Origin of the sequence: Corallococcus terminator, assembly GCF_003611635.1 — a bacterium.
Taxonomy (GTDB): domain Bacteria; phylum Myxococcota; class Myxococcia; order Myxococcales; family Myxococcaceae; genus Corallococcus; species Corallococcus terminator.
The window spans coordinates 32,683-43,601 of the sequence record NZ_RAVZ01000001.1 but is presented as its reverse complement, the minus strand read 5'-3'; the positions used below and the strand labels follow the sequence as shown (position 1 = coordinate 43,601).

General features: G+C 71.4%; 3 protein-coding genes. All 3 read right to left on the bottom strand.

Annotation, left to right across the window (positions count from 1 at the left end; all coding sequences use genetic code 11):
• Positions 1 to 2: 2 nt before the first annotated feature.
• A complete protein-coding gene (locus D7V88_RS00120) occupies positions 3 to 1,082 on the bottom strand; it encodes a hypothetical protein (RefSeq protein ID WP_120538529.1) in 1,080 nt (359 codons plus the stop codon).
• A gap of 80 nt (positions 1,083 to 1,162) precedes the next feature.
• Entirely contained in the window at positions 1,163 to 6,850 is a 5,688-nt protein-coding gene (locus D7V88_RS00115) for a type I polyketide synthase (RefSeq protein WP_120538528.1), read from the bottom strand.
• Complete coding sequence (locus tag D7V88_RS00110; protein WP_120538527.1) at positions 6,847 to 10,875, bottom strand: non-ribosomal peptide synthetase; 4,029 nt, start codon at positions 10,873 to 10,875, stop codon at positions 6,847 to 6,849. The genes D7V88_RS00115 and D7V88_RS00110 overlap by 4 nt, the downstream gene beginning before the upstream one ends.
• Positions 10,876 to 10,919: the final 44 nt, after the last annotated feature.

Here is a 10,919-nt window from a genome sequence, read left to right as displayed (position 1 = left end):
GACTAGCCGGTGGCGGCGGGGGTGCTCTCACCGGGCTGGGAGAAGTCCAGCCGCTGGTGCACCACCTGGATGCTGCCCAGGTTGCGCAGCGGCAGCAGGTTGACCTCCAGCACGGTGCGGGACAGGTCCGCGGTGCGCTCCCACTGGCTGGGCGTGAGCACCACGTCGTAGAGCGCGCCTTCGCGGTCTTCCAGGACGCCGGTGCCAATCCAGAACTTGGCGCGCGAGGACTTCGTGCTGCCAATGCCGATGGTGTTGGTGCCCGGCGACACGAAGACGACGATGCGCTGGCCGCCCATGATGAACTCGGCGGTCTTCTCCACCGTGTAGATGCCGACCACCTCGTAGACGGCGCCCCGGAGGATCTTCTCCTCCTTCTGCTCGTGCGTCAGTTGGGTCCAGTCCTCCACGCCCTTCCACTGGATGTTCTGGCGCGCCCAGGTGAGGAACGTGTCCCGCTGCTTCTGCGGGAAGTCGTTGAACCCCATGGCCATCATCTCGTACCGCTCGTCCAGCAGACCGAAGTACTCCTCACGGCTGTAGAAGGCCGCGTCCCGGACGATGGAGAGCTTCACGTTGGACGGCAGGTGTTCGCTGAACGCGTCCAGCAGCGCCTGGAAGGAGCTCACGTAGCGCTCGATGTCCTCCGCGCTGATGTTGTCGTGGCGCTGGGGGAGGAACGTGTACATGAAGAACTGCATGTGCACGCCGGGCGCGTACCCCGCGGCGATCCCACTGAGGTACTGGAGGATGTGGGAGATGCCGAAGAACTCCGCCCAGTCCACCTCGGGCGAGGACGGCAGCCGCCAGATCTTGTAGCCGCCCATGGGGTGCACGAGCTCGATGGGCTTCTGCTCCTTCAGCGCGGCGTCCACCGTGCGCGTGATGTTCTGCTGCGTGTCCGCGTCCACGGACCACTTGCGGAACTTCTTCGACAAGAGCTGCTTGAGGATGAAGGCCTTGGGGCCTTCGGTGTCCAGCACGGCCTGCTCCTGGGGGGAGAGGGGACGGCGGGCGGACTGTTCGATCCGCGTGCGCAGGTGCTGCGCGACGCTCTCGGAAAGAGGGCTTTCGACCTTCATGGATGTCACCGCGGGGGGTTCGTGTCGTCGGAATCGGAAGAAGAAAAAAGAAGGGTGTCGGGGCCGGCGGGGGCCTTGGGCTACTCGCCCTCGGGACCGCGCCGGGCAATGGCCCTGGCGCGACGGCGAGCACCCCGGCTCGCGCTGTCCTCGCCGGCAGGTGTGGCGTCCGCCGCCTGCGCGGAGGTCGCGTCCTCCAGGCCTCCCGCCGCGCCACCCAGCAGCGTGGCCAGGGCGCCCAGCGTGGGGGCCTCGAAGAGCTGCACCACCGCGATCTCCCGCCCCAGGCGCTTCTTGATGCGGGAGACGATCTGGATGGCCATCACGGAGTCCCCGCCCAGGTCGAAGAAGTTGTCGCGCAGGCCCACCCGGTCCACCGCGAGGACCTCCTTCAGGATGTCACCCAGTTGCTCCTGCAACTTCGTTTCGGGGGCCTGGAAGGGGATGGGCAGCTCGGGCCGGGGCCGCCGGATGGCCTGGGAGGACGCGTCGGTGCTGGCCTCCGCCTCCACCTCCTCCTCGGCGGCCTTGGAGGGCGACGTGTGGATGAGGCCACGCGCCAGGAGGGCGTTCAGGTCGCGCGTGGACACCACCACCTGCGGCAGGTCCGCGCTCGCGAGCACGCGCCGCAGCAGGTCCACGCCCTCCTCCGGGGAGATGGCCTCCTGGCGGAGGATCTGCTGGAAGACGTTCTCCGCGGGGGCGGACGCGGGCGCGGTGGCCGGTGCCCTCACGACCGCGGCGGCGGGCGCGGCTTCGCGGCTCGCCAGGTTCTTGTACATGGCGCCCACGTCGTTGACGCGCTTGAGCGCGAAGCGGGTGATCTCCACCAGCTCCCGGCCCGTGTCGTCCATGATCCGCAGGTCGAAGGCCGGGGTCTCGCTGCGGTTGGAGCCTTCACCGTGCGAGCGCGTGTGCACGTGGATGCGGCGCGTGAAGGGGTGCCGGAAGACGAGGCGCTGGTACGAGTACGGCATGTACGGCACCGCGCCCAGGATGAAGTCGCGCCCGGTGCCAATGGACTTGTCCAGCAGCGACGGGTGCAGCTTCATCACGTCCAGGTCGGAGGCGAACTCGGCCGGAAGCTCCAGGGTGGCCAGCACCTGCTGTTCGCCCCAGCGCACCTGCCGCACGCACTGCCACCGGGGACCGTGGTCCTCGTCGTGCGAGTCGTCGTCGGTGAAGACCTTCACCGTGGGGCAGCCCGCCGTGAGCGCCGCCAGGTCGTGCTGGGGCGCCGGGGTGGAGGCCATCACCCGCGCCCGTCCCATGACGTGACGGATGAGGTCCGCGCCCTCCGCGCTCCGGCTGCTGACGTGGAAGCTGAAGCCCTCCGCGCCCTCGTCGGTCAGCTCCAGTCGCGCCACGCGCTGGTCGCCCACGCGCACCGACAGCGGGGTGAGGAAGTAGACGTCGGAGATCTCCAGGTCCTGGCGTTCCGAGCGCTGCGCGAACGCGGCGCGCACCATCTCCAGGTAGGTCGTGCCCGCGATGACCGGGTTGCCCAGGATGCGGTGGTCGTCGAGCACCCAGTGCGTGTCCACGCGGAGCACCGTCTCGTACACCTCCGTGCCGGGGGCGGAGGGCATCCGCCGCGAAAGCAGGGGGTGTCCCAGCTCCACGGGTGCGCCGCTGATGGCCGCCGCAGGGGTCCGGACCGGCAACGCGGCCTTCGCTCCGGCGGCGTTGGCGAGCATCCCGACGTCGCGCCACGAACACCAGTCCACGGCGACGGTGAAGGTGGAGGACGTGAGGGACTTGTGGTGCGCCCAGGCGTCCAGGAAGGCGTTGGCCGCGACGTAGTCCGCCTGTCCGAAGCCGCCCAGCACGGAGGTGCGGGACGCGCAGTGGATGACGAAGTCGAGCGGTTGGCCCTCCAGGAGCGAGTCCAGCACGAGCGTGCCCCGCACCTTGGGGGCGAACACGCGCTGCGCGATCTCATCCGTCTTGAGCTGGAGCGCGCCGCCCGCCGGCACGCCCGCCGCGTGGATGAGGCCGTGCACGGCGCCGAAGCGCGCGCGCACGTCGGCCAGGACCTCGGCCATGCGCGCCCGGTCCGTCACGTCCGCGGCGACGGTCATCACCTCGGAGCCGCCGCGCTCCAGGTCGCGGATGGCGCGGATGATGCTCGCGTGGGGTGACTGGGGTTGCGACTCCAGCAGGGCGCTCCAGGTCGCGCGGTCCGGCAGCGGCTGACGTCCCAGCAACACCAGCCGGCCGCCCCCCGCCATCCTCGCCACGTCCTGCGCGAGCACCAGGCCGATGCCGCCCAGGCCGCCCGTCACCAGATACACGCCCCCCGGACGCAGCCGGGGCACGCGGCCTTGCGGTGCCTCCAGGCGCACGGACTCGTGCGTGCGCACCCAGCGGTGCCGTCCACGCCACGCGGTGACAGCGTCCACCGCGCGCGACTCCAAATCCGCGAGCAGGTGCCCGACGAGCCCCGCCTCCCCGGTGCTGCCGGGGGTGGGCAGGGGCACGTCGATGAGCCGGCACCGCACGTTCGGGTACTCCTGCCCGATGACGAGACAGGGCCCCAGCAGGGTCGCCTTCTCCGGACAGATCGTCTCCTCACCCGACACGGAGAAGAGCTGGCTTGCGAGCACCTGCAACTCCACGGGCGTGGTGGCGTACACGGCGCCCACCGCCTGGGCCAGGTACATCAAGCTGCGGAAGCCCGCCTCCTCCACGCGGGGCAGCACGTCCAGGCGCGAGCCCGAGGTGCGCTGCGGATCCACGCTCCACAGGTGCACGATGCGCGCGGGCGAACGGCCCTGATCCTTGAGCTCCTGCAACAGTCGCCGGTAGTCACCGGGCGAGCGGGGATCCAGCGTGTAGCGGCCCGCGGAAGGCGCGGAGGCCCCAGAGGTGCCCCGCTCCACGCGCAGCACCGTGTGGCCGCGCTGCTCCAGGCGGGAGGCCAGTAGCTCCCCCAGGCCGAAGGCGTCCACGAAGAGCAGCACGCGCTCCGGCTCGCGCGAAGCAGGCACTGGCGGCGCGGTCCGCTTCCACGAGGGGACGAAGAACCAGTCGGCGGGATCCACCCGGCGCGGGGGCAGCGGCTCCTCCGTCACGGTGCGCGCGGGGGTGCGCGGCGTCGGGTCCAGCCACAGCCGCTGCCGCTCGAAGGGGTACTGCGGCAGCGGGACGCGACGTCGCGACGCCCCCGCATGCACGCCTTCCCAATCCAGGGGCGCGCCGGAAACCCACAGGCGCGCGAGCGCGGCCAGCATCGCCTTGGGCTCCGAGGCCTCCTTCACGTCCTGCGCGAGCGAGCCCAGCACCGTCTGCCGGGGGGACTTCGCGGGGTGCAGCCGGGCGATGTTGAGCCAGGTCCGCCCCGGGCCCACCTCCAGCAGCAACCGGTCCGGCTCCTGGAACAGCGCTTCAATCCCCGGCGACAGCCGCAGCGTGCGCCGCAACTGCGATGCCCACCACGACGCCTCCGCCACCTCCGTCCCCGTGACCCAGCCGGCGTGGACGCCGGAGAAGAAGGGGACGGTGGGGGGCTGGAAGGAGACGCGGCGCACGGCGGTGCCCAGCTCCGCGCTGATGCCATCCACGTCAGGTGACTGGAGCGCCCGGTCTCCCAACAGACGCCGGAAGGCGACGCCCCGCTGCCGCAGCCCCGCCTCCAGCGCTTCGATGCCGGCCTTCGGGCCGGACACCGTGCCCACCGAGGGCCGGCCCACCCAGGCCAGGGACAGGCCGTGCTGGGGCAGCAGCGCTTCAAGCTCGCGCTCGGGGAGCATGACCAGCGTCATGGCGCCCTCGGGCAGGCGCTTCACCAACCGGCTGCGCAGCGCCACCAGGGTGACGGCGTCCGCGAAGGACACCACGCCCGCGACACACGCGGCGGTGTACTCGCCAATGCCCTCGCCCAGCACCGCGCGCGGCTGGACACCCCAGGCCTTCCACGTCGCCGCCAGCGCGTACTCCACCGCGAAGAGCGCGGGTTCGGCCACGTGCGTATGGGACAGGGCCTCCGCGGCCGAGGCTTCGGCGCCGGGACGGGGAAAGAGCAGGGGACGCAGGTCCATGCCCAGCGCCGCGTCCAGCGCTTTCAGGCACGCGTCCAGATGCTCACGGAAGACAGGCAGCGCTTCAGCCAGCTCGCGCGCCATGCCCGGATGCTGACTGCCCACGCCGGGAAAGAGGAACGCGACGGAGCGGGCATGGCCCTCCACCTTGCCCGTCCACGTGCGCTCCGGGGGCAGGCGTTCCAGGGTCTCCACCGCGTCTGCCAGCGAGCGGCAGGTGAGGGCGCGCCGCACCTCGAAGGACCTGCGCCCCTGCTGGAGCGTGAAGGCCACGTCCGCCAGGTCCAGCTCCGGGTGCGCTTGCAGGTGCCGCCGCAGCTCCTCCGTCTGGGCCTCCAGCGCGCTCGCGGTGCGCGCCGACAGCACCAGCGTGTGCCAGCCGTCGGACGCACGCGCGGCCTGCACGGGCGGCGCTTCCTCCAGCACCAGGTGCACGTTGGTGCCACCGATGCCGAACGAGCTCACGCCCGCGCGCCGGGGATGCGTGGCCGGCCGGGCCCAGTCGCTCAGGCGCGCGTTGACGTAGAAGGGACTCTTCTGCAGGTCGATGGCCGGGTTGGGCGACTCGAAGTGCAGGGTGGCCGGAAGCTGCTGGTGCTTCAGGCAGAGCACCGTCTTGATGAGCCCCGCGATGCCCGCCGCCGTGTCCAGGTGGCCGATGTTGCTCTTCACCGACCCGAGCGCGCAGAACTGTCGCCGCTGCGTCTTCGCACCGAAGGCCTGGGTGAGGGCCTCCACCTCTATCGGGTCTCCCAGCACGGTGCCGGTGCCGTGACATTCCACGTACCCCACGGTCTCCGGGGACACGCCCGCCACCGCCAGGGCCATGCTGATGGCGCGGCGCTGGCCTTCGGGGGAGGGCGCCGTGTAGCCGATCTTCGCCGCGCCATCGTTGTTGGCCGCCGAGCCCCGGATGACGGCGTGGATGGTGTCGCCCGCGGCGATGGCGTCCTCCAGGCGCTTGAGGACGACGGCGCCGGCGCCGCTGCCGAAGACGGTACCCTTCGCCTGGGCATCGAAGGGGCGGCAGTGTCCGTCCGGAGAGGCCACGCCCCCTTCCTGGAACAGGTAGCCCATGGTCTGCGGCACGCGCACCGCGACGCCGCCAGCCAGGGCCATGTCCGTCTGGTACGAGAGCAGCGCCTGACACGCCAGGTGCACCGCGGACAGGGCGGTGGAACAGGTGCTCTGCACGGTGAAGGCGGGGCCGCGCAGGTTGAGCTTGTAGGCCGTCAGCGTGGCCAGATGGTCGCCACGGTTGGCGATGGCCGCCTGGAGCAGGCCGTGGGATTCGATGAGCTGCCGGTTGCCGGCCAGGTTCTCCAGCAGGTACGTGTTGATGCTGAGCCCGCCGAAGACGCCGATGTCACCGGAGAACCGCTCCGCGTCGTAGCCCGCGTGCTCCAGGGCGTGCCACGCCACCTCCAGGAACACGCGCTGCTGCGGGTCGGTGATCTGCGCCACGCCGGGGTTCATCCCGAAGAACCCGGCGTCGAACAGCTCCACGCCCTCCAGGGCCGCGTTGGCCCGCACGTAGGCGGGATCCGCCAGGAGTTCCGGGGACACGCCCGCGTCCAGCAGCTCCGCCTCGGAATAGAAGCGGATGGACTCCACGCCCTCGCGGAGGTTCTTCCAGAACGCGTCCACGTCCGCGGCGCCGGGAAAACGGCCCGCCATGCCGACGACGGCGATGCCCTCCAGCCCTTCCTGTCCACCGGTGCCGCTCATGTGTCACCCCTGCCCTTGCTGCGGTCCTTCTGACGCTTCATGGCTTCCACCCGGCGACGGGCGGCTTCGTCCACGTCCTCGGTCGTCTCGCGCGCGGGCGCCTTGCCCGCCTCCAGGAACGCGACGAGCGAGGCCACCGTGGGATGGCGGAAGAGATCCAACATGGACAGGGGCGTCTCCAGCACCTTGCCCAGCCGGTTGTGCGCCTGCACGAGCAGCAGCGAGTGCCCGCCCAGGTCGAAGAAGGCGTCGTGGATGCCCACCTTCTCCAGCTTCAGCACGTCCGCGAACACGGCCGCGATGCGGCGCTCCAGCTCGTTGCGCGGCTCCACGTAGGCGGCGCGCGCGCTGGATGCCACCGCCTCCGGCGCGGGCAGGGCCTTGCGGTCCACCTTGCCGGTGAGGGTGAGCGGCAGCGCGTCCAGGAAAACGACATGGCGCGGCAGCATGAACTCCGGCAGCACCTGCCGCAGGTGCGTGCGCACCGCATCGTCGGTGAGCGGGGTCGCCACCGTCCTCGCGTCCAGTGCGGCGGAGGCCGGGGCCGCCACCACCGGTCCGCCCTCGCGCCAGGCATAGAGGTTGTGACGGTCCGTGCCTTCCAGGAGCGGATCCTGATCCACCCGCACGCGGAAGCCCTTCGACTCCAGCAGCCCGGTGATGCGCTGGGCCCGGCCCTCGCTCGCGTGGCCCCGGGCGTCGTGCACCTCCATCACCACCTGCTGGATGCCCGGCCAATGCTCCGCGTCGATGCCCTCCAGCACGTCCAGCTCCGCGCGCTGCACGTCCACCTTCAACAGGTCGACGTGGCGGATGCCTTCCTCGCGCATCACGTCGGACAGGCGGCGCAGCCGCGCCGTGTGGCGCTCCTCGGCGAAGCGGCCCTCCAGCAGCTCGTCCGCGTTGGTCAGCAGCGTGTCCGCGGCCGAGTCCCCCGCGGTGCGCTGGTTGCGCAGGAACGTCTTGATGACGCTCACCTCGTCCACGGCGTTCGCGTACTCGCTCTGGCCGGACATCATCGTGTAGCGGCTGTAGTACGTGAACGTCGCGGAGTGCTCGTGGTTGGACAGCCCCACCGGGAACACCTTCACCCGGGGGCCGTACAGCTCGCAGTTCGCGGCGGCCGTCTCGTACAGGGGCGCGAGCGGTTCGAAGGCATACACCTGGCACTCCGGCGCGTTCAGGCTGGCGAACAGCGAGAACATGCCGATGTTCGCCCCGACATCCAGGATGACGCCCCGTGCCGGGAGCTGGACGCCGTGGCGGATGTACAGCCGCTCGTGGAACAGCTCGCGGTAGAGGTAGTCCGTCTCGTTCTTGTTCTGGTGGAGGACCGCCATGCCGTTGGGCAGCGGGTACCGGGCGCGCGAGTCCAGCCGGGTGCCATGGCGGCGCTTGGGGACCACATAGGCGACAAGCTGCTGCTCACCCTGCGCATCGGTCCGGGCGACGACGGCGGCGTGCTTCACCGACGCGTGGCTTCCCAGGGCCTGTTCAATCTCCTCCAGCTCGATGCGGAAGCCGCGCACCTTCACCTGGAAGTCGGCGCGGCCCATGAAGACAAGCTGCCCCTGCGCGTTGAAGCGCATCACGTCGCCGCTGCGGTACATCCGTGCGCCGGGGACGCCGCTGAACGGGTCGGGCACGAAGCGCTCCGCGGTCAGGTCCGGCCGGCCGTGGTAGCCCCGCGCCACGCCATCCCCGCCGATGAACAGCTCGCCGGGGACGCCCACGGGTACGGGCCGCCCGTCCGCGTCCAGCAGGTACACGCGCACGTTGGCCAGTGGTCCGCCGATGGTGGGCTCGGGCGCCTGGGCCGTGACGGCCACCGCCGTGGTGTCCACCGTGCACTCGGTGGGACCGTAGAGGTTGAAGGCACCGCGCCCCTCCAGGGCCAGGCGCTTCCAGAGGTCCGGGGTGATGGCCTCGCCCCCCAGCAGCAGCACCGGCAGTTGGGCCAGGCTCGCGCCGTCCTCGTTCTCCAGCAACAGCCGCAACTGCGTGGGCGTGAGATCCAACACGTCCAGCGGGTGTTCGCGCAGCGAGGCCGCCAGCGCCTTGCCGTCCAGCCGGATGCGGTCGGTGAGCACGTGGAGCGTGTGGCCCTGGCACACCTGGATGAGCTGCTTCACGGAGGCGTCGAAGGCGAGGGACGCATTGAGGCCTACCGCGAGCCGGGGGCCGCGTCCGCGATAGACGGCCTGTTCGAGCGCCGCGCCCAGGTTGGTCAGCCCCCGGTGGCGCACCATCACGCCCTTGGGCTGGCCGCTGGAGCCGGACGTGTAGAGCACGTAGGCCACGTGCTCCGGATCCAGGGGCAGCGAAGGATCCGCGTCGCTTCGCGAGGCGAGGTTCGCGGCGTCCGCGTCCAGGCGCACCCGCGTGCCGGTGAAGCCCTCCAGGCGCCCCTCCAGCTCCGCCGTGGTGACGGCGACGGACGCGCGCGTGTTCTCCAGGATGAAGACGAGCCGCTTCGCCGGCAGCTCCGCATCGAGCGGTACGTAGGCCGCGCCCGCCTTGAGGATGCCCAGCAGGGCGACGATGGCGTCCACCGATCGGGGCATGCACAGGCCCACGGCGTCCCCCGTCGCGACACCGATGGCGCGCAGGTGCGCGGCCAACTGGTTGGCGCGCTGGTTGGCCTCGCGGAACGTCAACCGCACGCCCTCGCAGACCAGGGCGATGGCGTCCGGCTGGGAGGCCGCCACGGCAGCGAAGTGCTCGTGGACGCAGCCGCCCTCCACGCTCAGCGCGGTGGCGTTCCAGGCGTGCACCACGCGGCGCTCTTCTTCCGCGTCCAGCAGGCGCAGCGTTCCCAGGCGGGCTTCGGGGTGCGCGACCAGCTCGTCCAACAAGACGCGGTAGGTCTGGAGCAGCCGCCGCATGTCCGCTTCCTCGAAGCGGCCCGCGTCGTACTCCAGGCGCAGCGCGAGGCGACGGCCGTCGTCGGTGACGGCGAGCATCAGGCCCGCCACGTCCTCGTGAGCCTCCAGTTGCTCCAGGTGGAAGCGCGTGCCCGCGTGCTCCTCGTCGGGCCAGGAGACGAAGCGGAACGCGCACGGGGCCTGCGCGGCGGACGGCACCAGCGAGGGGTAGGCGTCCGCGTCGAAGGCGATGGCGTGCTTGCGGTGGGCTACGTGCGTCTGGCGCAGCCGCTCCAGCAGATCCGCCAGCCGGTAGTCGGAGGGGATCGTCGTCACCACCGGCAGCGAACGGGCGAAGGTGCCCAGCGCGCCCTCAAGCTGTTCGTACGCACGACCATCGACCCGGAGCGTGGACACCACCGGCCCGCGCCCCGTCAGTCGCCACAGGAGTCCCTGGAACGCGGCGTGCGTGAGCGTGTCCAGCTCCACGCTGAAGCGGCCCGCCAGCGCGCGCAGCGGCCCGGTGCCCGCCACCTCCGCCTCCAACACCTGGAAGGACGTTGGCGCCCGGGCGCCTTCCTTGCGCTCGTAGGGCAGGGTCGTGGGCGCGGGGAGGGACTCCGCGAGCTGGCGCCAGTACGCGGCGGACTCGGCCTTGTCCTCGCCCGCGAGGAACTCGCGCTGCCAGTCCGCGTAGTCGATGTACTGGAGCGGTTCGTCCGGGCCCGGCTCGCCCGCGTAGGCGCGGCCCAGCGCGGTCGTCAGGTCGCGCAGCGCGAACGGATCCATGCACAGCGCCGGCAGCTCCAGCCAGAGCCGGTGATGCTGGGCGTCCTCCGAGTGCACCGTGCAGCGCAGCGGGCCTTCCTCCGGGGCCTGGGCGACGGGCTCCGGCGGAGCAACACCCCGGTGGAGTCCGACGGACAGCTCCGCCACGGCCTGCAGCGGCGTGCTCATGCCGGCCAGCCGCGACAGGCGCGTGCGGAGGACCTCATAGCGCTGGCCCGTGTCGGCCAGGGCCCGCTCGAGCGCCTCCACGCGCAGGGGGCCCGTGAGGCGCAGCTCCGCGCGCACCCGCTGCGTGCCGGACGGGCCGCCAGTGGCCCAGAGGCGCCGCTGCTCGGCGGAGAGGGGATAGCCCTCGATCTCGTCGATGCTCATCGTCGTGTTGCTCCTGCGTGCGGAAGGATGAAAGGGAGGGGAGG